The sequence below is a fragment of the Devosia sp. LjRoot16 genome (assembly GCF_964252795.1).
In the GTDB taxonomy this organism is placed as follows: Bacteria; Pseudomonadota; Alphaproteobacteria; order Rhizobiales; family Devosiaceae; genus Devosia_A.
Genome location: NZ_CAXUPH020000007.1, coordinates 283,265 through 307,750, shown reverse-complemented (window position 1 = coordinate 307,750; position 24,486 = coordinate 283,265). Strand labels below are relative to the sequence as shown.

The following is a 24,486-nucleotide window of genomic DNA, read 5'->3' as shown; positions in this document are numbered from 1 at the left end:
TACTCTGAAGGGTCGAACGGGCGGGTGCAGACGGGTGTGAAGCTCGTAAGCCATCCGGCTTGACGGAAACAGCTCATCTGCTTACTGATACGTATCAGTAGCCGAGTTTCAAGATGAAATCGACCAGAAAACCGACGCAGAAGGATGTCGCGACCCACGCCGGGGTGTCGCAGGCGGCGGTATCGTCGGTGCTGTCGGGTGATGCCGCCGGCATTAGGCCAGAGGTGCAGGAACGCATTCGCGACAGCGCCAAGGCGCTGAACTACGTGCCCAACCGCATGGCGCAGGCGCTGAAGACCAACCGCTCGATGATGATCGCCTGCATCGTCCCCGATCTCTCCAACCCGTTCTATCCGCCGCTGATCCGCGCCGTGCAGAAAGTGGTCGAACCGCAAGGCTACGACGTCATCGCGCTCAGCACCGATGGCTCCGGCGCCGCGGAAGCGCGGATGATCGAACTCTGCATCGACCGGCGCGTTGCCGGCATTGTCGGAGTGTTCTTCGTCGCCACCATCCGCGAGCTCGCTGGAGCGCTCGCCGCCGACATTCCCGTCGTGCGCTATGAATCCGCCCCCAAGCGCGGCGGCGCCCTGCCGGTCGACGACTACTATGTCGACAACCACCAGGTGGCGTCCGCCCTGACGGCGCAACTGCTCGGGCTCGGCCATCGCGACATCGTCTTCATGGCGTCGCCCGGCGGCCCGGAGCGCGCCCGTATCGGCGGTTACAGCGCGGCGCTCGTCGCCGCGGGGCTCACCCCGCGCGTCGTCACCGCCCCGAGCTATTCGATCGATGGCGGCGCGGCCATCGCGGCAGAGCTGCTCGCCGAGGGCAGCGGCCGCCCCACCGCCATCATGTGCGCCGACGACCTGCTGGCCTGCGGCACCATCCGCGCCTGCCAGACCAGCGGTCTGTCGCTACCTCAGGACATGTCGGTCACCGGGTTCAATAACCTGGCGATGACCGACGTTCTCAATCCGTCGCTGACGACGGTATCGCTCGGGCAGGAGTTGTTCGGCCAGTTGGCTGGCGAACGCCTGCTGGCCCGGGTTCGTGGCGATGTGGAGGGGCCGGGGGAGGCCGTCGCATTGCCCTATGCAATCGTAGATCGCGCTTCGACTGCTCGTCCCAGAGGCGATACCTCGTCCTCACGGGTGCAGCAGGCGAGCCTCCCCGACACCGGCATATCAGGGAACGCTTCATGACAAAATTCTCACGCCTCTTTTCGGGTGTGGCCGTCGCGGCCATGACCCTTCTGACGCCCGGCCTCGCTGCGGCGCAATCGGCTTCGTGGTGGTACGAAGCGCTGACCCCCGAGCAGCAGCGCCTGCTCGACGACACCCTGGTCGCGGGCTTCAATGCCAGCCACCCCGGTTCGACCCTCGCCCTCGAGTATCGCGGCAACGCCATCGAGAACCAGCAACGCCTGGCGCTGATGTCCGGTGGTGGCCCCGACATCATCAATTCCAACGGCCCGGCGACGGCGCTGCCGATGGCCAAGGCCGGCCAGCTGCTGAAGCTCGATGACTATGCCGCCAAATACGGCTGGAACGAGCGGCTGATCCCGATGTTCCTCGAACTCGGCAAGGTCGATGGCGTGCTCTACTCCATCCCCAAGAACTACGAGGCGATGGGCCTGTTCTACAACGCCGATTTGTTCGCAGAGAAGGGTTGGACGGCACCTAAAACCGTCGCCGAGATGGAAGCTCTCGCCGATACCATGCTGGCCGAGGGGATGACGCCGTTCGTCGCCGGCAATGCCGGCTTCCGCCCCGCCAACGAGCAGTTCTTCACCGTGGCGCTCAACCAGCTGGTCGGCCCCACCGCCATCCATGAAGCACTCTCGGGTAAGCGGGCGTGGACCGACCCGGTCTTCGTCGACGCCATGCAAAAGTTCAAGGCCTGGTACGACAAGGGCTATTACGGCAAGGACTACTTCTCCACCTCGACCATCGATGCCTTTGCCGGCATGGTTACCGGCAAGACCGGCATGGCGCCGCAGGGCACCTGGGCCTTCTCCTGGGTGAAGGATTACTTCGATCCGGCCGGCGCCAAGGCCGCCTTCACCTCGATCCCGGTGGCCGAGGGCGTTCCCTACCCGCTGTTCCCGATCGGCATCGGTTCGACCCTGTCGATTAACGCCCATTCGCCGAGCCCCGATACCGCAGCTCAGGTCATCGACTATGTGTTCAGCGGCGATTTCTACGGCGCGATCGTCCCGCAATGGCAGGGCGAATGGAACGTGCCGCTCGCCGACTTGAGCAAGGTGACGCTCAAGGGTGAGGTGACCCCGCTCTACCAGGAGGCGACGACGATGATCGCCGATGCCCTCGCCAGCGGCAATTACGGCTACACCACCTGGACGTTCTGGCCGCCCAAATCCGAGCAGTACATCATCTCGGGCGTCGAAGAACTCTGGCTCGGCACGGCCACACCGGAGAAGTTCCTCGCGGGCTTGCAGGAGCTGTTCGCCGCCGAGCTCGCCGAAGACAGCGTCCCGCCGCTGCCGTGAGGTGATAGGGCCCGAGCACCGGCCTCTCCGCTAATCCTCCCCCGCGTGGCGGGGGAGGGGCTTCGAGCCGTCCCGCAGGGCAAATCGCTCCAGTGGAGCGATTTGAGGGGAGAAGGCCTTGAGAGCTACGCTCGAAAGGCCCGCGGAGGGGGGAGCCAACTAGCCGTCGACTCTTGCCGCCCCCTCCACCAGCCTGCGGCTGGTCCCCCTCCCCCGCCCCGCGGGGGAGGATCACCGAGAGTTCCGCGCGTGATGCCATGCGCCTCCCCACCCCGGAATCCCCGTCCATGTGGTTGTTCGCCCTCCCTGCCCTCGCCATCAATGTCGCGCTGATCCTGATCCCGGCGCTGCTGACGGTGGCTCTGGCTTTCTGCACCTGGGACGGCTTTTCGGCTCCGGTGTTTGTCGGGCTCGCCAATTTCCAGGCGATGTTTGCCGACCGGGTGTTCTGGATTGCGCTCGGCAACAACCTCAAGTGGACGCTGATTTTCCTCACCGTGCCGATCGCCATCGGCCTCGTCGCGGCGACGCTGCTGCTCACCATCAAGCGCGGCCGCACCTTCTTCCAGATCGTCTATTTCATCCCCGTGGTGGTGGCGACCGCCATCACCGCGCGGGTCTGGCAGGGGATGATCTACAACCCCAATACCGGCGTCTTCGGCCTCCTCTCCCGCTTCGGCATCGAACTCTCCGACCCCCTCGCCGCCACCCACTCGGCGCTTTACGGCATCGCCGTGGTCGACCTCTGGCACTGGTGGGGGTTCCTTGCGGTGATCTTTCTCGCCGCGCTCCGCCAAGTGCCTGAGGAAATGGTCGAAGCCGCCCGGCTCGATGGCGCCGGCTTCTTCTCCCTGATGCGCGACATCCTGATCCCCGCCATCGCCCCCACCATCAAGCTGATGATGGTGATGACGGTGATCTGGTCGTTCCTGGTGTTCGACTTCGTCTACATCCTCACCCAGGGCGGCCCGGCCTATTCCAGCGAAGTGCTCTCCACCCTCGCCTATCGCAACGCCTTCTTCGAGTTCGATCTCGGCCGCGCCGCGGCCGTCGCCCTGGTCATCGCCCTGTTCGGGCTCACCGCCACCTTCGCCTATGTGCGGCTGCAGACCCGGGAAAGGGTGAACTGAAATGCTCGGAACCCGCTGGTCGCGCACTATCTCCTACATCGTCCTGGCGCTCGGCGCGCTGTTCGCGCTTGGGCCCCTGCTCTTGATGCTGCTCAACGCCTTCAAGACGACGCCCGAGATCATCCTCAGCCCCTTGAGCTGGCCAACTGAGCTCAACTGGTCGAACTTTGTCCGCGCCTGGACCGATGCACGGTTGGGCGAAACCATGCTCAACAGCGCCAAGGTCACCGTGATGACCATCGGGTTGGTGCTCACTACCGGGGCCGGCGCCGCCTATGTGCTGGCGCGCCAGAAGATCAAGCCATGGAAGGCGGTGAGCGCCTATTTCCTCGCCACCACCACCGCGCCGATCCAGCTCTTCCTGTTCCCGCTCTATTTCGGCTTCGCGCGGCTCGGGCTGATCAACAACCCGGTGGCAGTGTCCTTCGTCTACTGCGCCATGTTCAGCCCCTTCGCCATCATGCTGCTGCGCACTTACTTCATCGCCATCCCCAAGGAACTCGAGGAGGCCGCCAATCTCGACGGCGCCAATGCCTGGCAGGTGTTTTCCAGGGTGATGCTGCCGATCGTCTCGCCGGGGCTCCTCACCGTGGCGCTGATCATCGGGCTCTATTGCTGGAACGAATTCCTCATCGCCTCGACGTTCCTGCAGAGCAAGAACGAGATGACCGCAGTGGTGTCTTTCACCCTGCTCAGCGGCAAATACACCAGCGACTGGGGGCAGATCATGGCTGCCGCGATGATCATCGTCATCCCCATCCTGATGCTGTTCCTGCTGCTGCAGCGGCATTTCATCGACGGCATGGCGGGTGGGTCGACGAAGGGATGAGGCGCCAGCCTATCCCTGTTCCTCCCCCGCGTGGCGGGGGAGGGGGACCGCCGAAGGCGGTGGAGGGGGGAGCCAAACCCACAGTCACGTTCCCTGCCACCGACCCCTCACCCGTCTCGCGCTGCGCGCGATCCACCCTCTCCCCGACGGGGAGAGGAACAAGGGGTGACCACCGATGCCGGCAGGATTCTTCTCCCCGTCGGGGAGAAGGTGGCGCGTAGCGCCGGATGAGGGGTGCCCGCCAAAGAAGTCCCAGTCGGGATTCCCTCTCCACCCCCAGCCACCCTTCCGCCCTAACGCCGCCCTAACAGACCATCGGCTAGCCAGATAGACTGGCGGTCCGGCGGAGTGAGCTTTGCGCGTTTTGGTGGTCGAAGACGAACGGCAGCTGGCGGATTCGATCGCCGAGGGCCTGCGGCTCCATGCCATGGCGGTGGATGTGGCCTATGACGGGGCAGCCGGGCTCGATCGGGCGCTGGTCAACGATTACGACGTGCTGGTGCTCGATCGCGATATCCCGCTCGTCTCGGGCGACGAGGTCTGCGCCGTGCTGGTCGAGACCCAGTCCCCGACCCGCATCCTGATGCTCACCGCTGCCACTGCCGTGGCGCAGCGCGTTGCCGGGCTCGGGCTCGGCGCCGACGACTACCTGACCAAGCCCTTTGCCTTCGCCGAGCTGGTGGCCCGCGTCCAGGCCCTGGCCCGCCGCGCCCGGCCGGCCATCCCGCCGGTGCTCGAACGCTCCGGCCTCCGGCTCGATCCCCACCGCCGCATTGTGCTTCGAGGTGATAAACCGATCGATCTGTCGAAGAAGGAATTCGCCGTTCTCGAGGAACTGCTGCGCGCCGATGGCGGCGTCGTCTCGGCCGAGCAGTTGCTCGAAAAAGCCTGGGACGAACAGATCGATCCGTTCTCCGGCGTGGTGCGTTTCACCGTGATGAATGTGCGGAAGAAACTGGGCGAGCCGCAATTGATCGAAACCGTCCAGGGCGTGGGGTACCGGCTCAGATGACGCGGCTCCTGAAATTCCTCGGCTTCCCCTGGACCATCCGTACCCGGCTGAGCCTGCTCTACGCCGGCGCCTTCTTCGTTGCCGGCGTGGCGCTGATCGTCGCCATTTATCTCTATCTCGGCGTGGTGCTCGACCGGCAGTTCAGCATCCGCCTGGTGACCGACGACGCGCCGATGGCCCAAGGCCAGTTGGGCGCCCCGGGCGAGCTGCCGCCGCGCGAGCTGATGGACGAGGCCGGGCGCATCAGCGTCATGGTGCGACAGGCGCGGGTCAACACGCTCGACACCATGCTGATGGTGTCGTTCATCCTCGTCGGCATCCTCACCATCATTGCCGGGGTGATCGGCTGGCTGGTGGCCGGCCAGGCGCTGCAACCCTTACGCGACATCACCGCCACGGCCCGCCGCGTCGCCGACCGGAGCCTCCATGAACGCATCGCGCTTGATGGCCCCAGGGATGAGATCAAGGATCTCGCCGATACGCTCGACGCCATGCTGGAGCGGCTCGACCGCTCCTTCGACAGCCAGCGCCGCTTCGTCGCCAATGCCAGCCATGAGCTGCGCACCCCGCTCACCATCACCCGCACGCTGATCGAGGTGGCGCTGCTCGAAGCCGGCCCCGACGACAAGCTGCGCCAGCTTGGCACCACGCTCCTCGCCGTCAACCAGCGCCACGAGAAGCTGACCGATGGGCTTTTGACCCTCGCCAGCGGCGAGCAGCGCGCCGCCGAGTTCCATACCGTCGAACTGGGCGAAATCGCCGGACACATCGTCACTGAGCTCACGCCGATCGCCGAACGGGCCGGCGTGCGGCTCGGCGCCGCCTTCGTCCCCGGCACCGTGATGGGCGACGCCTTCCTGCTCGAGCGGCTGATCCAGAACCTCATCGAGAACGCCATCCAGTACAATGTTGCCGAGAACGGCTGGGTGAGCGTCCACACTGCGCTGAGCGGCAACGGCGTCGAACTGGTGGTCGAAAACACCGGCCCCCTCGTACCGGCCTACGAGATCCCCAGCCTGTTCGAACCGTTCCGCCGCCTCGCCGCCACCGAACGCCTCGCCGGCGCCACCCGCGGCCCCATCACCCGCGGCGCCGGCCTCGGCCTCTCCATCGTCCGCTCCGTCGCCCACACCCATGGCGGCGAGGTTGAAGCCACCCCACGCGAGGGCGGTGGGCTGGTGGTACGGGTGCGGTTTCCGGCGGCTTCGGCCGCTAACTGAACGTGCAGTCAGCGCACCCTCTCCCGCTTGCGGGGGGAGGGGGGACCAGCCGAAAGGCTGGTGGGAGGGGGGCCACAAACACCGGCCGAACACCCTCCCCTTGACGGGGAGGGATGGGGTGGGGTGTGCCACGCGCTCGATGCTCGCTGGAGCCGCCAAGCACCGTGCCTTCCCGCACCCCCTCCGAGCTCCGCTAGGTCGCTTCGCTCCCAAGCTCCGCTTGCCTCCCCCGTCCAGGGGGAGGTGGGCATCGAGTCCTTGGCCAGCGCTGCGCTCACCTAACACCCGCCTAATACCCAATCTCGTACTCCCGTCGCACCCAACGACGGAGACATAACAGTGCTCACCCAGACTTTCCTCCCCCTCCTCACCGCCGCCCTGCTGCTGGTCGCCCCGCTACCCTCCTTCGCCCAAGCCCCCGCCGACAACGACGATGCCGCCCTCGCCTATGCCCAGTGCATGCGCGACAACGGCTATGCCGAGTTTCCCGATCCGACGCCGGGCGAGGGTATGCGCTTCCTCATCACCCCTGGCAGCGCCGCCCGTTTCGAAAAAGCCTCGGCCGCCTGCCACGATCTCGCTCCCGAGGGGATGCGCGGCGAAGGCGTCACCCCTGAGCAACTCGAGGGCCTGCTGAAGCTGGCGCAATGCGTGCGCGAGCACGGGCTGCCGAACTTCCCCGATCCGAGCCCCGATGGCGGCTTCGATGCCGGCAAGATCGGCGCCGGCCCGGATGATCCAAAGCTCCGCGCCGCCATGGATGCCTGCCGCGAGCTGCGCCGTGGCGCCCGGATCATGATCGGCGGATGATCCACGTCCGCACCATCCTCTCCGGCGGCGCGCTCGCGCTTGCCGCCGGAGCCGTCGCGATCGCGGGCTTTGTGCTGCTGCAGCCGGCGCCTCCATCGGCTGCACCGAGCGCCGCCCCCATCGCGACGGCCGAGATCACCCTGGGCGAGCTGGTCGACAGTAAGACCGTCACCGGCACGCTCGGCTGTAGCGAGCTCACCGCCTTGCGCCCGAGCCTCGCCGGCGCCTCGGCAATGGTCACCGCGCTGGCGCCGGTGGGCGCCACCATCGAGCGTGGCGAAGCGCTCTACGGGCTCGATGGCCAGCCGGCCATCCTGTTCTACGGCACCGTGCCGCAACACCGCACGCTCCGCTTCGATGCCGATACGGACGTTCCCGTCTGGGTCGAGCTCGAACAGAGCGAAGCCGCCGTGGCCGCCGCCGACCTGACGGTGGCGCTCGAAACCCAGCGCCTCGCCGATGCCGAAGCACGCAGCACCGATCTCGCCGCCCGGCTCGCCGACGCCAGCGCCAGCGCCCCTGCCCTCCCCGAGTTCATTGAACTAAGCGGCGCCGTCGCGGTCGCTGCGGCGAAGCTGGCGCGGGTCACCGAACTCTCGGCCGCCGAACTGGCGCCGAGCGCCGAAATCGCGGCCGCCGAAGCCGAGCTCGCCAAGGCCCGCGCCGCCGCGGCCGCCGCCATCCGCACCCTCGACAAGGAGCTCGCCGCGGCAAAACTCGATGCCGTCGCAGCCCGCGTCGCCATTGCCGATGCCACGGTGAAACGCGACACGCTGCGCGATACCCACGCGGCGCTCGTCGCCCGGGCCGACGACACTGCCGATGTCGCGCAACTGGCCGACAATCTCGCCGCCCTCGGCTATGCCGGCCCGCTCGGCGAACAGGTGCGCAGCTGGCAACGCGTCTCCGGCCTCGCCGTCACCGGCATTGTCAGTCTCGGCCAGGTGGTGATTGCGGAGGGGCCGGTGCATGTGGCCGCGCACGACGCCAGTGTCGGCGAAACCCTGCTCGCCGCCTCAGCCGACCGCAGCTCGATCCTCGATTATTCCGACATCACCAAGCTGGTGACCGTGCCGCTCGCCGTCGCCGACCAGGCGCTTGCCGCGGTCGGCCGTCCCGTCACCGTCACCCTGCCCGATGATCGCGAGGTGGCCGGCACGATCTCCGAGGTCGGCTCGGTGGTGACCGACGGCAATATCGAGGTGACCGTGGGGATCGCCGACCAGGCCGCCCTCGAGGGGCTGGAAGTGGCGTCGGTCGACGTGGATTTCGTCAGCGAGCGCCGCAACAACGTACTCTCGGTGCCGATCACGGCGCTACTGGCCCGGCCGGAAGGCGGCTTTGCCGTCGAGCTCGTCGATGATGGCGGCACGAGGCTCGCCCCCGTCGATACCGGCCTGTTCGCCGCCGGGCGGGTCGAGGTCAGCGGCGACGGCATTGCAGAGGGCGAGCGGGTCAGCGTGCCCGGATGACGGCAACCATCGTTTCCCTGAGGAACGTGTCGCGCGGCTTTGCCGGCGGCGTGCTGGCGCTGCGCGATGTCAGCCTCGAGATCGGGCGCGGCGAGCTCGTCGCCATTGTCGGCCCCTCCGGCTCGGGCAAATCCACCATGCTCAACATCATCGGCACGCTCGATCGCGCCAGCGCCGGCACTGTCGAAATCGACGGGCTGGCGGTCGAGAACCTCAAGGACAGCCAGCTCTCGGCGCTGCGGGCCCGCCACATCGGCTTCGTGTTCCAGCATTTCCACCTGTCGCCCGGCGTCTCGGCGCTCAACAATGTCGCCGATGGCCTGCTCTACACCGGCACCGGATTGCGCGAACGGCGCGAGCGCGCCGAAGCGGCGCTGTGCGAGGTCGGGCTTGCCCACCGGCTCGACCACCGCCCGCATCAGCTCTCGGGCGGCGAAAAGCAGCGCACCGCCATTGCTCGCGCCTTGGCACGGCGGCCGCTGCTGCTGCTCGCCGACGAGCCGACCGGCGCCCTCGACAGCACCTCGGGCGAAGGCGTGGTGCAGTTGCTGCTCGGCCTCCACCGCGCCGGCACCGCCGTGGTGGTGATCACCCATGATCGCGACCTCGCCGCCCGCTTCGACCGGCAGGCCGCCATGCGCGACGGGCAACTGGTCGAAGACACCAGGCGGAGCCCCCGATGAGCACCCTGCAACCGGCAAAACTCCTCGCCATCGACGTGGTGCGGCTTGCCGCCTATGGCCTCAAGGCCCGGCCGCTGCGCGTCATCCTCTCGGCGCTCGGCATCGCCATCGGCATTGCCGCGATGATCGCAGTGGTCGGCATTTCCACCTCGAGCCGCGCCCAGCTCAACCAGCTGCTCTCCGAGCTCGGCACGAACCTCCTCAGCGCCGGGCCGGGCAAGTCGATGTTCGGCGAAGCCGCGACCATGCCGCCCGAATCCATCGCCATGCTCGGCCGTATTGCCGAGGTCGAAATGGTGAGCGCCATCGGCGTCCTGGCCGATGCGCGGATCTATCGCTCCAACCGCATCCCCGTGAGCCAGTCGGGCGGCCTTGCCGTCTACGCCGCGAGGCTGAACCTGCTCGAAACCCTGAGCGCGGAGGTCGCCGTCGGCTCCTGGCTCAACGAAGCCACCGCCAACTACCCCGCCGTGGTGCTCGGCGCCCGCGCTGCCGCCCGGCTCGGCATCGGCCGCGGGCTGATCGGTCAACAGGTGTGGCTCGGCGGCCGCTGGTTCACCGTGGTCGGTATCCTCGCACCGGTCTCGCTGGTGCCCATGCTCGATCTATCGGCGCTGATCGGCTGGCCCGCCGGCGAGCGCCACCTCGATTTCGAGGGCGATATCACCACGCTCTACCTCCGCACCGCCCCCGACGCAGTGGAAGCCGTGCGCAGCATCCTCGCCCCCTCCGCCAACCCCAAGGCGCCCAACGAGGTCGATGTCTCCCGCCCCTCCGATACGCTGGCCGCCGAAGCCGCGGCCGACGTCGCCTTCACCGGATTGCTGCTCGGGCTCGGCGCTGTGGCGCTCCTGGTCGGCGGCATCGGCGTCGCCAACACCATGGTGATTTCGGTGCTGGAGCGGCGCGCCGAAATCGGCCTCCGCCGCTCACAGGGCGCGACACGCGGCCATATCCGGATGCAGTTCTTCGGCGAGGCGCTGCTCCTCGCGCTGCTCGGCGGCGGCAGCGGCGTCCTGATCGGCGCGCTGGTCACCATCGGCTACGCCCACGTCATGGGCTGGCCGGTGGACATCCCCCTGTGGGTGCCGGCCGGCGGCATGGCCGCAACGCTGCTGATCGGCGGCATTGCCGGGCTGTACCCGGCGATCCGCGCCGCGCGGCTCGCGCCGACCGAGGCGCTGAGCGTGGGGTGAGCGGCCACCGGCCTCTCCATGATCCTCCCCCGCGTGGCGGGGGAGGATCACTGCACTATCAGCGGCTCCGCCCCATTCCCCGCAACTCATTGCAACTGCAATGAACTTTCCCGCCATTCCGAATCTCTGCAATTCTATGGCTGGCGTCGCGCCGGATTGTCGGTAAATTCCCCCGCGGGGCTTGGTGGACGGGGCATTTCAGCTTGCCGCCGGGCGAAAACACGAGAGTGAAGATGGCTCAAAAGCACAATGTTCTGACTGTTGCGCTGCTGGCTCTGATGGCGATGGTCGTCACGCCGGTGCTGGCGCAGGAAAAGACTCCCAACGATCCGCGGCTGTTCACGCCCGGCAAGCTCACCGTCTCGACCTCCGAGCCGAGCTATCCACCATGGGTGCTCGACAACAATCCGGAAGCCGGCGAAGGCTTTGAGGCGGCGCTGGTTTACGCGCTCGCCGCCGAACTCGGGTTCAAGAAAGATGACGTGGTCTGGGTCGACGTGACCTTCGACGGCGCCATCGCACCCGGCCCGAAGGCCTATGATTTCTCGATCCAGCAGATCTCGGTCACCCCGGATCGCGCCAAGGTCGCGACCTTCTCCGATGTCTACTACCAGTCCGACAAGGCCGTGATCGCGCTCCCGGCCTCGGCCGTCGCCGGCGCCAAGAGCTTCGCCGACCTGAAGGCGGCCAAGTGGGGCGTTGCCGTCGGCACCACCGATTTCGACTACGTGACCAACGTGCTCGGCATTGCCGATGCCGCCGTGTTCGACGACCAGGCGGGCGTGTTCCAGGCGCTGCAGGGTGGCCAGATCGACGCCACCCTCGCGGCGCTGCCGACGGCGCTCTATGCCACGTGCTGTCAGGTGCCTGAGGCCAAGATCACCGCGATCCTGCCCAAGGACCCCAAGGACGAGGGCCTCGGCCTGCTCTTCGCCTACGAGAACCCGATCGTGCCGTGGATCAACGAAGGCCTCGCCGCGCTCAAGTCCAAGGGCATCATCGACGAGCTGGCCAAGAAGTACCTGATCGCCGATCCGAGCATTCCCGAGATCACGCAATGACACGACGACCCGGCAAAGGACGCCGGCAGATCGCTCTCAAGGACCGGCTCGCGCCGGTCCTTATTAGTTTGGCCAGCGTCGTCCTGGTGTTCGGCGCCATCGCCTACTTCGTCGGTACGGCCGAGCAATGGCCACGCATCCAGAGCCAGTTCTTTTCCGTCGACGCCATGATTGAAGCAGCGCCGGGCGTTGCCCGCGGCTTCCTCGTTTCCTTGCAGATCTGGCTGATCAGCCTCGTCTGCATCGGCATCTGGGCGCTGGTGCTGGCGATCTTCCGCGCCATGAGCGGCCCCTGGTTCGCCCCCTTACGCGTCTTCGCCATCGTCTATGTCGATCTGTTCCGCGGCCTGCCGGCGCTGCTGCTGGTGCTGCTGTTCGGCTTCGGCATTCCGGCGTTGAACCTCCCCGGCCTGCCCAAGGAAGGGCTGTTCTGGGGCGGCGTGGCGCTGATCCTCTCCTATTCGGCCTATGCCACCGAGGTCTATCGCTCCGGCATCGAGGCGGTGCACGAGGGCCAGGGCATGGCGGCCAAGGCACTCGGCCTCACCCAGTGGCAGACCCTGCGCTACGCCATCCTGCCGCAGGCTTTGCGCAATGTCGTGCCGGCCATGCTGAACCTGGTGGTGGCGCTGCAGAAGGATGTGGCCCTGCTCTCAGTGCTCGGCGTCCGCGATGCAGTGCGCGAGGCGCAGATCTACACCGCCCGCACCTTCAACTATTCCTCGCTCGTCGTCGCCGCGATCCTGTTCCTGCTCGCCACCATTCCCCTGGCGCGCCTGACCGATCACCTCGCCCGCCGCGACCGCCAGCGCCGCCTGCAAGGTGCCAAATGAACCGCATCGAGATCGAACAGCTCACCAAATTCTATGGCGAGCGCCAGGTGCTGGACGCGGTGGATCTCTCGATCGCGCCGCACGAAGTGGTGTGCCTGATCGGCGCCTCCGGCTCCGGCAAATCGACCCTGCTCCGCTGCATCAACGGGCTCACCGAGTTCGATGAAGGCACCGTCAAGCTCGACGGCGTCGATATCTACGACGAGAGCTTTGGCCGCACCGGGCTCTACAAGCGCGTCGGCATTGTCTTCCAGGCCTATAACCTCTTCCCGCACATGAGCGTGCTCGAAAACATCACGCTGGCGCCGATCCGCGTGCACGGTCGCGATCGCCGCGAGGCCGAGGTGGCCGGGCTGAAACTGCTCGAACTGTTCGGCCTTGGCCAATATGCCCGCGCCTATCCCGAGCAGCTCTCGGGCGGCCAGCAACAGCGCGTCGCCATCGTCCGCTCGCTCGCCATCGAACCCGACGTGCTGCTGCTCGACGAGGTGACGGCGGCGCTCGACCCCGAGCTGATCGGCGAAGTGCTGAAGATCATCCGCGACTTGAAGACCAGCGGCATGACCATGGTCATCGTCACCCACGAAATGGGCTTCGCCCGCGACGTCGCCGACCGCGTCTGCTTCCTCGACGGCGGCCGCATCGTCGAACAAGGCAACCCGCACCAGCTGTTTTCACGGCCGGAGAACCCGCGGACGCAGAAGTTCCTGGAGCGGATCATTGCAGCGGGACGGCTGGAGGCGACGGCCTAGCGCTGAGCCTGGCAGTCGGCGCACCCTCTCCCGCTTGCGGGGGAGGGCGGCCGACTGCTGGCCTCAGCGCCTACCCATTCGCCGCCAGATAATCCTCCACTAGCGCCAACCAATACTTCGCCGCCGGCGCAATGATCGCGTCGTTGAAATCGTACCGCGGGCTGTGCAGATCCGCGCTCGCCCCATTCCCGACGAACAGATAGCTCCCCTTCTGCCTTTGCAGCATGAAGGCGAAATCCTCGCTCACCAGCAGCGGCTTCAGCGCTCCGACCTTGCCCTCGCCGAAGTGCTTTATCGCCGTCTGCCGGGCGAACGCCGTCTCATCATGGTGGTTGAACAGCGCCGGAAAGCCCGGCGGGTGGACCACCTCAGCCACTGCGCCAAAGCTCGCTGCCTGCGCTTCGGCCAGGAGCTTGATGCGCTCGCGGATCCGGTCGCGCACCGCCTCGGTGAAGGCGCGGGTGTTGAGCTGCAGCTCGACGCTGTCGGGAATGACGTTGGGCATTGAGCCGCCATGCAGCATCCCGACGGTGATCACCGCCGTTTCCAGTGGGTCGATATTGCGCGAGACGATCGATTGCAGCGCCAGCACCAGCGACGAGGCGGCGACGATCGGGTCCACCGCCTCATGCGGCATGGCCCCGTGCCCGCCCTTGCCCTTGATGGTGATGATGATCCAGTCGACCGCCGCCATGGCCGGCCCGTCGATGAAGCGGAACTCGCCCTCCGGCACGCCCGGCCAGTTGTGCATGCCGAACAGCGCATCGACCGGGAAGCGCTCGAACAGCCCGTCCTCGATCATCTCGACCGCGCCGCCAACTTCCTCGGCCGGCTGGAAGATCAGCCGCACCGTGCCGGAGAAGTTGCGCGTCTCGGCCAGTTGTTTCGCCGCAGCGAGCAGGATGGTGGTGTGCCCGTCATGCCCGCAGGCATGCATCACGCCGGGCTTCCGGCTGGCATAGTCGAGGCCGGTCGCTTCCGTGATCGGCAGCGCGTCCATATCGGCGCGGAGCCCGATTATGCGCTCCCCCGCCCCGGCCGTGAGTGTCGCCACCACGCCGGCGCCGCCAATGCCGGTCACGACTTCATAGCCCCAGCCGGTGAGCAGTTCGGCGACCAGGGCGCTGGTGGCGAATTCCTCGCGGCTCAGCTCCGGCGCGGCATGCAGCCGCTGGCGCAGGGCGATGAAATCGGCGATGTCGTTCGGGGCGGTAAGGGGCGGAGTGACTTTCATGGCGAGCGCCTGTATCGCAGACTTCCGACCCCGATAGAACAGCCTACGCGATGCACCATCCCCTGCTCGACCTGTTGACCAACGCCGCCGAAGGGCGCTTTCCCGCTGTCGATGGCGGCGTCACCGTGCTGCCGCCTTTGGCCGGCGGCTGGGAATGTTCGGTCGCCTTCACCGGCCACGCCGTCGTCGCCACCGCACGCTCGGCCGACGAGGTGCTGCGCCAGGGCCCCGATGGTTTCGGCGCCTCGATGGCGCCGGATTTCCTGCGCTGGCTGGCTGGACCAGCAGGCTTCATCGGCGTCATCGACGCGATGCTCTATACCCGCGGCACCGGCACTTCGAGCCTGCCGCTCCGCACCGATGCCGACGAGCACCCGCGCGTGAAATACGCCCGGCAATATCGCTCCGATGTCCGGGTCTATGGCGACGAGCGCGGCCTCATCACCATCGGCGCCGGCCTCGCCGGGCGGCGCGAACTGAGCGTCGAAGCCGACACCCACAATCGCGGCTTCGGCACCTCGCTGATCAAGGAGGCCGTCGGCCTCGTCCCCGAAGGCGAACTGCTGTTCGCCGCGGTTTCGCCGGGTAACGCGCGCTCGCTCCGAGCCTTCCTCAGTTTGGGCTTCACTCCGATCGGCAGCGAAGCGCTGATCCGGCCGGCTTGATGCTCACCGGCGGCAGGGGGGTGGCCTTCTCCCCTTGTGGTCGCGGGACGAGGGCGTAGCCCTCGCCCGGAGGTGCCCGAAGGGCGGATGAGGGGTCCGCGCAACGAAGTGTAGCGCGATCGGAGCGTAAGCGACGAGCGACCGGAGTGCGCGGAGAGAGACCCCTCATCCTGCCTTCGGCCACCTTCTCCCACAAGGGGAGAAGGCACTCACACCACCGTCAGCGCTCTCGTCACACAAACCGCTCCGCATTATCCGCGACATAATCCACCAGCCGCCGCGCCGCGCGGCCGGTGACCCGCGAAACATCGCCGCTATCCGCCGCCACCCAGCCCTGCGTCACCGGAAAAAAGATCGGCGCCAGGTGCTCGGCATATTCGCGCGTCAGCCCGCTGCGCTCAGCCGAGGCGATGAACTGGCTGACCTCGATCGGCTCGTAGCGGATCGGCTTGCCGCTCACTGCCGAAAGCACCGAAACCGCATCGGCATAGGTGAGGCTCTCGGCCCCGGTGAGGGTCAGCGCCTCGCCGTCGAAATCCGACCGGGTCAGCGCCGCCGCCGCGACGTCGGCAATGTCCCGCGCATCGACGAAGCTGGTCCGCGTCTCGCCGGCCGGCAGCTGGATCAGGCCGCGCTCGCGCACATCCTTCAGCCAATAGGTGTGGAAATTGTCGAAGAACCAGTTCGGCCTGAGCAGGACATAGGGCGTGCCCGAGGCCTCAATCTTCCGCTCCAGCTGGCGGAACGGGATCGCCTCGTCGGCATCGACGCCGATGGCCGACTGCAGCACGATCTTGATGCCCGCTGCCGCAGCCGCGTCGACGAAACCGCCGAGCATGTGCAGCGGATGGTGCGGGCCGGTGGGCACCACGAGGTAGATCGCGTCGACACCCGCGAGAGCCCCCGCAAAGCTCTCCGGCGCTTCGAAATCGAGCCGGGTGGCTTCACCTAGGCTGGCCTCGCCGCGGCGCGAGGCAGCGCGGACGCGATGGCCGAGCGCCAGGAGGCGCGGCACCAGGTGCTTGCCGACGGTGCCGTTGGCGGCGGTGACGAGAATGGTCGAGGACATGGGCGTTGCTCCAGTTGTTATCAGCCACATGTGGTCAGCCCGGTGAGCCGATCCATGCTCATGTCGTGCAATTTCATTGCCGATCGTCTCATCTCGCATTATCTGTCCCCGTATGACCGTGCTCGACCAATGGATGCGGATGTACTCCCGGCCCCAGCTCACGCTGGTGCGCAGCGCCGTGGTGGGGCGCTGGGGCTTCACTCTCGACCCCGGCGCGACGATCGCCTTCCACCTGGTGAAAAAGGGCAGCGCCTGGCTCCGCCGCCCAGGAACCCCGGTGGTGCGGCTGGAACAGGGCGACCTCGTCGTCATCGCCAATGGCGAAGCGCACGACGTCACCTACCGGAAGGACGGCCTCGCCGAGCCCGTTGCCGAATTTGCCAGGCGGAGCTTCGAGCTCACCGGGCGCGAGCCCGACGCGGTGATCTTCTGCGGCACGCTTCGCGCCGATACGGCGCGGCGCCAGACCGGGGTGTTCGCCATCCCGCCCTTCATCCATCTGAGCGCCGCCGAGATCGCCGACGACCCGGGGATTGCCGGGCTGGTGGCGCTGCTCAGCGCAGAACTCGAATGCACCTTTGAAGGCAACGAGACGCTGATCGAAAGCCTCACCGCCGGACTGATGATCTACGTGCTGCGCCGCGCCGCCGAACAGGCCGGCCACTCCCCCGGCTGGCTGGTGGCGATGAACGACCCGCAACTGGCGCGAGTGTTCCAGGCCATCCACGCCACGCCCGCCGAGCCCTGGACCGTCGAGGAGATGGCCAGCTCCGCCGGCCTCTCCCGCGCCACCTTCTCGCGCCGTTTCGCCGAACGGGTGGGCGAACCACCGCTGAGCTACCTCACCGCCTGGCGCATGACGCTGGCCGGGCGCCGGCTCTTGCAGGGCAAGCAACCGCTGTCCCGCATCGCGGCCGAGGTCGGCTACAGCTCGGAAGCAGCGTTCAGCCGAGCATTCAAGCGGCACCACGGCGTGGCGCCGGCGGCGTATCGGAATGTGGGGGTGGGTGTGTAGCAACGGCGGTGCAAAGTGCGTCCCCTCGCCCCTCTGGGGAGAGGGTCAGGGTGAGGGGCGCCAAGCACACCGCGGTAGCCGAGTGAGCGCGAGTGGCACCGCCTCACCCCTCAACCGGCCTTCGGCCACCTTCTCCCCTGAGGGGAGAAGGGAAGGAGACCATCGTTCAGCCAGCGCGCTTGGCGCCCCTCACCCCGCGATGCGGGCCTTCGGCCCACATCGCCGCCCTCTCCCCAGAGGGGCGAGGGGGCGCTAGTGGCCCAGCCGGTGCTCAAACCCGCCGACAAGAATTCCCCGGCACGAACTTCGGCGACAGCACGAAGTCCTGCGGTGGCTCCGCCGCCGCACCGGGCGTCGTAATCCTCTGCAGCAGCCGCCTTGCAATGATGCCGCCCAGCTTCAGCGTATCCTGCACCACCATGGTGATGCGGGGGGTGATGACGTTGCTCCACTGCACGTCGTCGATCATGCACAGCGAAATGTCGCCCGGGCAGTTGAAGCCCAGCTCCTGCATCGCCTGCAGCGCCGCCAGCGCCACTGCGTTATTGGCGCCGAGGATGGCGGTGGGGCGCTCGGGCTGGATCAGCAGCCGCATCGCCGCCTCGTAGCCGGCCGAGCGGGTGAACTGGCCATCGACCACATAGTTGGGGTTCACCTCCACCCCGGCGCTGGCCATGGTCTCGACGAAACCGCGATAGCGTTCCGACGCCGTGTGCATGTGCTGCGGCCCGGCGATGAAGGCGATACGCCGGTGCCCGAGCTGTAAGAGGTGTTCGGTCAGCATGGCGCCGGCGAGATAATTGTCGGAGCCGACGAAGTCCCGCTCGATGCCGGCGACCTTCTGGTCGAAGCAGACCATCGGCACCTTGATGCTCTCGACGAAGCGCACATAGTCCGGCCCGAAGCTCGATGGCGCCAGGGCGAGGCCGGCGATCTTCAGCCCGATCAGGTGCTCGACCAGCGCCTGCTCGCGCCCCGGCTTGCCGGAGGAGTCAGTGATGAGGACGAAATGCTCGTGCTCGAGCGCATAGTTCTCGAGCTCGCGGCGGATATCGCCGAAGAACGGGTTGCCGACATTGCCGACGACGAGCCCGATCATCTTCGAGCGGCCACGCGCCAGACTCTGCGCCAGGGGGTCGGCGACATAGCCCACCGCCGCCACGGCGCTGCGGATCCGCTCCAGCGTTTTCTGGCTCACCCGGCCCGGATTGCTGAGCGCCAGCGACACGGTCGAGACCGAGACTTCGGCGAGCCTCGCTACGTCACGAATGGTGGCCATCAGTTGGTTCTCGAACCGCTTCTATCCGGAGTGGGAGCTTGGTTGGTGAGACGCTCGGCGGACAATTCTGTTGCAGAACCTAGCAGTTGCAGGGCTTCACGCAACTGAAATCCACCGAACTGCCCTGTTCCAGATTCCGCCTTGACTCATTGCGCAGTCGACATCAGGATGAAAATCGAACCGGTTCGATAACCGGACCAAGGAGGATAGATTGGATAGCGCACTCACCGTCAGCGGTGGCCTCGACTCGTCGGCGGGCAAGGCCTGGTTCAGCAATGACCGCTTCGGCATGTTCATTCATTTCGGGCTTTACGCCCTCGCCGCGCGCCATGAATGGGTGCAGCACCGCGAGGAAATCGCGCCGGAAACCTACGCCAAGTATTTCGAGAACTTCGACCCCGACCTCTACGACCCCAAGGAGTGGGCGCGCCGGGCGCGCGAGGCCGGGATGAAATATGTGGTGCTGACCGCCAAGCACCACGAGGGCTTCTGCCTGTGGGATTCGAAGTTCACCGACTACAAGGCGACTAACACCCCCTATGGCAAGGACCTGTTGAAGCCCTATGTCGAGGCGTTCCGCGCCGAGGGGCTGAAGGTCGGCTTCTACTATTCGCTGATCGACTGGCACCACCCGGAATTCCCGATCGACGGCATCCATCCGCTGCGCAACCACCCCGATGCGCTCGAGATGAACATGAGCCGCGATGTCAAAAAGTACGCCGAGTACATGCACAACCAGGTGCGCGAGCTGCTCACCGGGTTCGGCGAGATCTCGGTGATCTGGTTCGATTTCAGTTACCCCAAGCGCGAGTACAAGGGCATGCCCGGCAAGGGCCGCGCCGACTGGCAGTCCGAGGAGCTGATCGGGCTGGTGCGCGAGCTGCAGCCCAACATCATCGTCGGCGACCGGCTGGACCTGCCCACCGACGGCAACTTCCCCAAGGATCTCGCCACGCCGGAGCAGTATACGCCGCGCGTCGCGCCCACCATCAACGGCAAGCCGGTGCGCTGGGAAGTCTGCCACACCTTCTCTGGTTCGTGGGGCTACCACCGCGACGAGAACACTTGGAAGGATGCCGGCCAGCTGATCAACATCCTGATCGATACCGTGGCGCTCGGCGGCAACCTGTTGATGAATGTCGGGCCCACGGCCCGCGGCACCTTCGACAAGCGCGCCGTCACCGCGCTCGAAACCTATGGCGAGTGGCTGCATGTCAACGGCCGCGCGATCTATGGCGCCGGGCCGTCCGAATACCAGGCGCCGGCCGGCACCCGCTTCACCCAGAAGGGCAACCGGCTCTACCTCCACCTCCAGACCTGGCCGTTCCGCCACGTCCATATCCCGGGGCTGGGGCGCAAGGTGAAATATGCCCAGTTCCTGCACGATGCGAGCGAGATCCACTGGCTCGACCCCGATGCCGAGGTCGATTCCAACATCGGCGTCGCAGTCGGCGACGGCATGCTGACGCTCGAACTGCCGGTGCTGAAGCCCGATGTGGTGACCCCGGTGGTCGAGCTGATCCTCAGGGATTGACGATCTTGCCGGTAGCATTGGCTGACGCGATGGCCCCCGAGGCCGAACTGATCGCGGCGATGGCTCCGCTCATCGCCGACCTTGCCGAGGACGGCGCCGGCGCGGTTGCGCTCGCCGGGTCGCGCGGCAAGGGCCGGTCGGACCGGCAGTCGGACTACGACTTCCGCGTCTACGCCCATGCCTACCGGCAAGACCTGAAGCAGACCGGGCAATGGAACCGCTTCGAGGCGGCCATGGCCGAGTGGCAGTCGCAGGGCGTCCGCATGGATGGGGTCTGGATGCGCAGCTACACCGGCGTCGAGAGCGATCTTGGCGCCTGGCTCGGCGGCACTGCCATCCCCAAGAGCTTCGAGTGGACCATCTGGGGCTACCACCTGCCGACCGATCTTTCGAGCCAGCAGATCGTCAGCGATCCGGAAGGCCGGCTCGCCGGCTGGAAGGACCAGCTCGCCTGCTACCCGGAGCCGCTGCGTAACTCGGTGCTCAAGCAGTACCGCGAGATCCTGAACTACTGGGCTGCCGACTATCACTATGAGAGCAAGGTCGACCGGCGCGACCTGGTGTTCCTTGTCGGCATCACCGGCAAACTCAGCAACGCGATCCTGCAGGTCGTGTTCGCGCTCAACCGCGCCTATTACCCGGGCGATGGCTGGAACCTGCCGATGGCGGCAGAGCTGCCGCTGCTGCCGCCCGATTTCACCTCCCGCATGGCGGCGATCCTGGAGCCGGGGCGCGACCCCGACGCCTTCCACCGCCAGCGCACCGAGCTCATTTCCATGATCGCCGATCTGGAGGTGCTGATCGCGGCCTGACCGGCCGTGGTGACGCCGGAGCCGAGGACTCCGGAACAACGACCAAAAAACGACCGAAGACCCAACGAATACCTGTGATTGAGGAGACACATCGTGAAGTTCACGCATCAACTGGCTGCCCTGGCGCTTGCCGGCACCGCCATCCTGTCCACCGCCAGCTTTGCCCAGGAGCAGGTGAACCTGACCTGGCAGATGTGGGGTGACGAGAAGGATACCCCGCTGTTCCAGAGCCTCGCCGACCTGGTGACGGCCGAATACCCCAACATCAAGGTGACGCCGCAATTCTCCGGCTGGACCGATTACTGGACCCGCCTGCCGGTGCTGGCCTCGTCCGGCCAGATCGCCGACCTCGTCGCCATGCAGTCGATGCGCATGCCGAGCTTCTATGGCGTGCTCGAGCCGCTCGATCCGTTCATCGCGGCGGACAATTTCGACAAGTCGGCGTTCGAATCCTCGATCATTAGCGGCCTGTCGCAGGATGGCGTGCAATACGCCCTGCCCTATGACGTCGGCCCGTGGCTGATGTTCTATAACCGCGACAAGTTCGCCGAGGCCGGCATTGCCGAACCCAAGCCCGACTGGACTTTCGACGACTTCAAGGCAGCCGCCGAAAAGCTGACCAGCGGCGACAATTACGGCTACGCCGTGCAGGCCTTCGATTTCGTCGCCCAGCCGATCGCCCTCGGGGCCGAGTATTTCAATGACGGCAACCAGTTCGACCTGACCAACCCCGGCTATGCCGCCGCGGTGGGTAAGCTCGTCGACCTCGTGGCGGTCGCCAAGGCCTCGCCGGTCTTTGCCTCGGGCGCCGGCGCCCAGACCGGCAGCGGGCGCTTTGCCGCCGGCAACGCCGCCATGGTGATCGATGGCCCCTGGTCGCTGCTGACCACCCAGGCCTCGGTCGGCTTCAAGGTCGGCGTCGCCCCGCTGCCGCGCGGCGAAGGCCCGTCCCGCTACATCACCGCCGGCTCGGGCTGGGGCATCTCGGCCGCCAGCCAGCACAAGGATGAGGCGTTCAAGGCACTGAAGGTGCTGACCGGTCCCAAGGCGGCGGAGATCCTCGCTTCGGCCGGCCGTGCCCTGCCCGGCCGCCTCGCCGAGCAGAAGTTCTGGTACGACGTCGCCGCCAAGGATATCGCCGGCGCCCGCGAGACGCTGCAATACTCCTTCGACCACTCGACCCCGTTCCGCCTCAATGAAAGCTGGAACGAGTTCGAGAACCTGCTCACCCAGTATCTCCCGCTGGCGCTCAACGGCGACAACACCACGGACGCGGTGCTGGCCGATATCCAGAGCCAGCTGCCGTAAGTCCCGACGCCCGGCCGGCCCCGAATCCGGCCGGGCTACCTACTGCAATGGCGCCGTCACAGGCGCTGCGAGGGAGGAGGTGCCCATGACACTTATCCAGGATACCGCGGTCGCGACCAGCGCCCCGGCCGCCCGCCCGCGAAGGCGCAGCGGGCGACGCGAGGGCCGCACGGCCTTCTTCTTCCTGCTGCCTAGCCTGTTGGGGGTACTGCTCTTCCTGGTGCTGCCGATCATCGCCTCCCTGGCGCTGAGCTTCACCAACTGGAAGCTGCTCGGCAAACCCGCCTTTGTCGGCTTCCAGAACTACATCCGGCTGTTCACCGCCGACCCGCAGTTCTGGACCGTCCTACGCAACACGCTGTTCTTCACCGTCGAATATCTGGTGCTGAACATCATCATCTCGGTGGGGCTCGCGACCTGGATCGCCAGCCTCAAGCGAGGGCAACGGTGGTTCCGGGTGGTGTTTTTCCTCCCCACATTTACACCCGGAATCGCCGTCGCCATCGTCTGGATGCTGATCTTCGCGCCGGGCGGCTTCTTCGATTTCATCATGAAGTCGCTGTCGCTGGGCGTGCCGAACCTGTTGACCGACCAGACCCTCGCCATGCAGGCGGTGATCATCGTCTCGCTCTGGGCCAATGTCGGCTACAACACCGTGCTGTTCAACGCGGCGCTCGACATGGTGCCGCCGAGCTATCTCGAGGCGGCCAAGATCGATGGCGCCAGCGCCTGGGATCGCTTCTGGAAGATCCGCCTGCCGCTGATCTCGCCCACCCTGTTCTTCGGCACGGTGATGACCGCCATCACCTCGCTGCAGGTGTTCGACCAGATCTATGTGATGACCCGCGGCGGCCCCGGCAACGCCACCGCCACGCTGGGCTACGCCATCTACCAGCGCGGCTTCCAGAATTTCCAGATGGGTTACGCCTCTTCCATCGCCTGGGTGATGTTCGCGCTGATCATGGCGCTGACTGCCCTGCAATTCTGGCTGCAGCGCAAGTGGGTGCACTATGACAACTAAGGTCCGGTCCCGGCGCCTCACCCTGGCGCTCGATATCCTCAACCACGGCGCGCTGATCCTCGTGGCGCTGCTGTTCCTGTTCCCGTTCTTCTGGATGGTGTCGAACGCGGTGCGCTCGAATGCCGAGGTGCTGGCCATCCCGGTGCGCATCCTGCCGCAGGAGTTCCAATGGGATAATTTCGCCAAGACCTGGTCGGAGCTGCCCTTCGGCCGCTTCTTTCTCAACTCGATGGTCGTCGCCGGCAGCGTCACGGTGATCACCGTGGTGGTCTCGTGCCTCGCCGGCTATGCCTTCGCCCGGCTGAAATTCCCCGGCCGCGACACCCTGCTGCTCGGCTATGTCGGCACGCTCATGGTGCCCTCGATCATGCTGATCATCCCGCTGTTCCTCATCGTCAACAGCCTGGGCATGGTCAACACCTTCCAGGGCGTCATCCTGCCGGTGGCCTTCAGCACCTTCGGCGCGTTCCTGTTGCGCCAGTTCTTCCTCTCGATCCCCGACTCGCTCGAGGAAGCGGCGCTGATCGACGGCGCCTCGCGGCTCCGCATCCTCATCAGCATCATCGTGCCGCTGTCGATGCCGGCCATCGGGCTCCTGTCGCTCTTCACCTTCATCGCCCAGTGGAACAACTTCCTCTGGCCGCTGATCGTCATGACCGGGCAGGAAAACGCCACCCTGCCGGTCGGCCTCACCCACTTCCAGACCCAGCAGGGCACGCAGTGGAACTACATCATGGCTGGCGCCGCCCTCTCGATGCTCCCCGGCATCGTACTGGCGATCCTGCTGCAGAAGCTGATCTACAACTCGATCGCGCTGAATGCGGGCATGGGTGGGCGGTAGGACCACCCACTGCCGGTGGCGGCCTCGCGTCCCCTCTCCCCTCTGGGGAGAGGGTTAGGGTGAGGGGTAGCCAAGCACACCAGAAGAGCTGCTATCGCCGTTTGCCCCGCCCCATCCGCGCGCTTGGCGCCCCTCACCCCGGCCCTCTCCCCAGAGGGGCGAGGGGGCGTTGTGGTGCCGCCAGTGCTACCTGCCGTC

At 66.6% G+C, this 24,486-nt stretch carries 23 protein-coding genes; 20 read left to right on the top strand and 3 right to left on the bottom strand.

Annotation, left to right across the window (positions count from 1 at the left end):
* Positions 1-113 precede the first annotated feature (113 nt).
* The 13 genes from ACSQ23_RS27870 (at position 114) to ACSQ23_RS27810 (ending at position 13,510) form a co-directional block, all read left to right on the top strand.
* Entirely contained in the window at positions 114-1,205 is a 1,092-nt protein-coding gene (locus ACSQ23_RS27870; RefSeq protein ID WP_436092645.1) for a LacI family DNA-binding transcriptional regulator, read from the top strand.
* A complete protein-coding gene (locus tag ACSQ23_RS27865; RefSeq protein ID WP_436092644.1) occupies positions 1,202-2,512 on the top strand; it encodes an ABC transporter substrate-binding protein in 1,311 nt (436 codons plus the stop codon). The genes ACSQ23_RS27870 and ACSQ23_RS27865 overlap by 4 nt, the downstream gene beginning before the upstream one ends.
* Before the next feature lie 287 nt (positions 2,513-2,799).
* Positions 2,800-3,642, top strand: coding sequence for a carbohydrate ABC transporter permease (locus ACSQ23_RS27860; RefSeq protein ID WP_436092643.1), 843 nt, complete (start codon positions 2,800-2,802; stop codon positions 3,640-3,642).
* A 1-nt stretch (position 3,643) separates the two neighbouring features.
* Positions 3,644-4,471, top strand: a complete 828-nt coding sequence (locus ACSQ23_RS27855; protein WP_436092642.1) for a carbohydrate ABC transporter permease — start codon at positions 3,644-3,646, stop codon at positions 4,469-4,471.
* 355 nt (positions 4,472-4,826) lie between these two features.
* A complete protein-coding gene (locus ACSQ23_RS27850) occupies positions 4,827-5,483 on the top strand; it encodes a response regulator transcription factor (protein ID WP_055883393.1) in 657 nt (218 codons plus the stop codon).
* Positions 5,480-6,703 (top strand): sensor histidine kinase, encoded by a 1,224-nt coding sequence (locus ACSQ23_RS27845; protein ID WP_436092641.1) that lies wholly within the window; start codon positions 5,480-5,482, stop codon positions 6,701-6,703. Before ACSQ23_RS27850 ends, ACSQ23_RS27845 begins: the two co-directional genes overlap by 4 nt.
* Before the next feature lie 339 nt (positions 6,704-7,042).
* Positions 7,043-7,513 (top strand): hypothetical protein, encoded by a 471-nt coding sequence (locus tag ACSQ23_RS27840; protein WP_436092640.1) that lies wholly within the window; start codon positions 7,043-7,045, stop codon positions 7,511-7,513.
* Positions 7,510-8,985 carry a hypothetical protein gene (locus ACSQ23_RS27835; RefSeq protein ID WP_436092639.1) on the top strand — a complete coding sequence of 492 codons (1,476 nt, stop codon included), beginning with the start codon at positions 7,510-7,512 and terminating at the stop codon, positions 8,983-8,985. Before ACSQ23_RS27840 ends, ACSQ23_RS27835 begins: the two co-directional genes overlap by 4 nt.
* On the top strand, positions 8,982-9,668 hold the full coding sequence (locus ACSQ23_RS27830) for an ABC transporter ATP-binding protein (protein WP_055883404.1): 687 nt from the start codon (positions 8,982-8,984) through the stop codon (positions 9,666-9,668). The genes ACSQ23_RS27835 and ACSQ23_RS27830 overlap by 4 nt, the downstream gene beginning before the upstream one ends.
* Positions 9,665-10,864, top strand: coding sequence for an ABC transporter permease (locus ACSQ23_RS27825; protein WP_436092638.1), 1,200 nt, complete (start codon positions 9,665-9,667; stop codon positions 10,862-10,864). Before ACSQ23_RS27830 ends, ACSQ23_RS27825 begins: the two co-directional genes overlap by 4 nt.
* Before the next feature lie 233 nt (positions 10,865-11,097).
* The gene (locus tag ACSQ23_RS27820) at positions 11,098-11,925 is read left to right on the top strand and encodes an ABC transporter substrate-binding protein (protein ID WP_436092637.1); all 828 of its coding nucleotides are present in this window, start codon (positions 11,098-11,100) and stop codon (positions 11,923-11,925) included.
* Positions 11,922-12,758 (top strand): amino acid ABC transporter permease, encoded by an 837-nt coding sequence (locus ACSQ23_RS27815; RefSeq protein WP_436092636.1) that lies wholly within the window; start codon positions 11,922-11,924, stop codon positions 12,756-12,758. The genes ACSQ23_RS27820 and ACSQ23_RS27815 overlap by 4 nt, the downstream gene beginning before the upstream one ends.
* Positions 12,755-13,510: an amino acid ABC transporter ATP-binding protein gene (locus tag ACSQ23_RS27810; RefSeq protein ID WP_436092635.1), complete on the top strand. Its 756-nt coding sequence runs from the start codon at positions 12,755-12,757 to the stop codon at positions 13,508-13,510. Before ACSQ23_RS27815 ends, ACSQ23_RS27810 begins: the two co-directional genes overlap by 4 nt.
* A 70-nt stretch (positions 13,511-13,580) precedes the next feature.
* Here ACSQ23_RS27810 and ACSQ23_RS27805 read toward each other — a convergent pair whose 3' ends face one another.
* Entirely contained in the window at positions 13,581-14,744 is a 1,164-nt protein-coding gene (locus tag ACSQ23_RS27805; protein WP_436092634.1) for a M20 aminoacylase family protein, read from the bottom strand.
* 50 nt (positions 14,745-14,794) lie between these two features.
* Between ACSQ23_RS27805 and ACSQ23_RS27800 the strand changes: the two genes are divergently transcribed.
* On the top strand, positions 14,795-15,409 hold the full coding sequence (locus ACSQ23_RS27800) for a hypothetical protein (RefSeq protein ID WP_436092633.1): 615 nt from the start codon (positions 14,795-14,797) through the stop codon (positions 15,407-15,409).
* 232 nt (positions 15,410-15,641) lie between these two features.
* Here the strand turns inward: ACSQ23_RS27800 and ACSQ23_RS27795 are convergent, their stop codons facing one another.
* Entirely contained in the window at positions 15,642-16,478 is an 837-nt protein-coding gene (locus ACSQ23_RS27795) for an SDR family oxidoreductase (protein ID WP_436092632.1), read from the bottom strand.
* Between the two features lie 139 nt (positions 16,479-16,617).
* On the opposite strand from ACSQ23_RS27795, the gene ACSQ23_RS27790 reads away from it, so the two are divergent.
* Positions 16,618-17,493, top strand: coding sequence for a cupin domain-containing protein (locus ACSQ23_RS27790; protein WP_436092631.1), 876 nt, complete (start codon positions 16,618-16,620; stop codon positions 17,491-17,493).
* Positions 17,494-17,764: 271 nt separating this feature from the next.
* On the opposite strand, the gene ACSQ23_RS27785 is transcribed toward ACSQ23_RS27790, so the two are convergent.
* Entirely contained in the window at positions 17,765-18,772 is a 1,008-nt protein-coding gene (locus ACSQ23_RS27785) for a LacI family DNA-binding transcriptional regulator (RefSeq protein WP_436092630.1), read from the bottom strand.
* A gap of 211 nt (positions 18,773-18,983) precedes the next feature.
* Here ACSQ23_RS27785 and ACSQ23_RS27780 point away from each other — a divergent pair, with 211 nt between their 5' ends.
* The 5 genes from ACSQ23_RS27780 to ACSQ23_RS27760 all read left to right on the top strand — a co-directional run bounded on the left by ACSQ23_RS27780 (position 18,984) and on the right by ACSQ23_RS27760 (position 24,288).
* Positions 18,984-20,306 (top strand): alpha-L-fucosidase, encoded by a 1,323-nt coding sequence (locus tag ACSQ23_RS27780; RefSeq protein ID WP_436092629.1) that lies wholly within the window; start codon positions 18,984-18,986, stop codon positions 20,304-20,306.
* A 5-nt stretch (positions 20,307-20,311) separates the two neighbouring features.
* Complete coding sequence (locus ACSQ23_RS27775) at positions 20,312-21,118, top strand: DUF4037 domain-containing protein (protein ID WP_244488579.1); 807 nt, start codon at positions 20,312-20,314, stop codon at positions 21,116-21,118.
* A 93-nt stretch (positions 21,119-21,211) separates the two neighbouring features.
* Positions 21,212-22,426, top strand: a complete 1,215-nt coding sequence (locus ACSQ23_RS27770) for an ABC transporter substrate-binding protein (protein ID WP_436092628.1) — start codon at positions 21,212-21,214, stop codon at positions 22,424-22,426.
* A 94-nt stretch (positions 22,427-22,520) separates the two neighbouring features.
* Entirely contained in the window at positions 22,521-23,447 is a 927-nt protein-coding gene (locus ACSQ23_RS27765; RefSeq protein ID WP_407065088.1) for a carbohydrate ABC transporter permease, read from the top strand.
* Entirely contained in the window at positions 23,437-24,288 is an 852-nt protein-coding gene (locus ACSQ23_RS27760) for a carbohydrate ABC transporter permease (RefSeq protein ID WP_436092627.1), read from the top strand. Before ACSQ23_RS27765 ends, ACSQ23_RS27760 begins: the two co-directional genes overlap by 11 nt.
* The last annotated feature ends 198 nt before the right edge of the window (positions 24,289-24,486 follow it).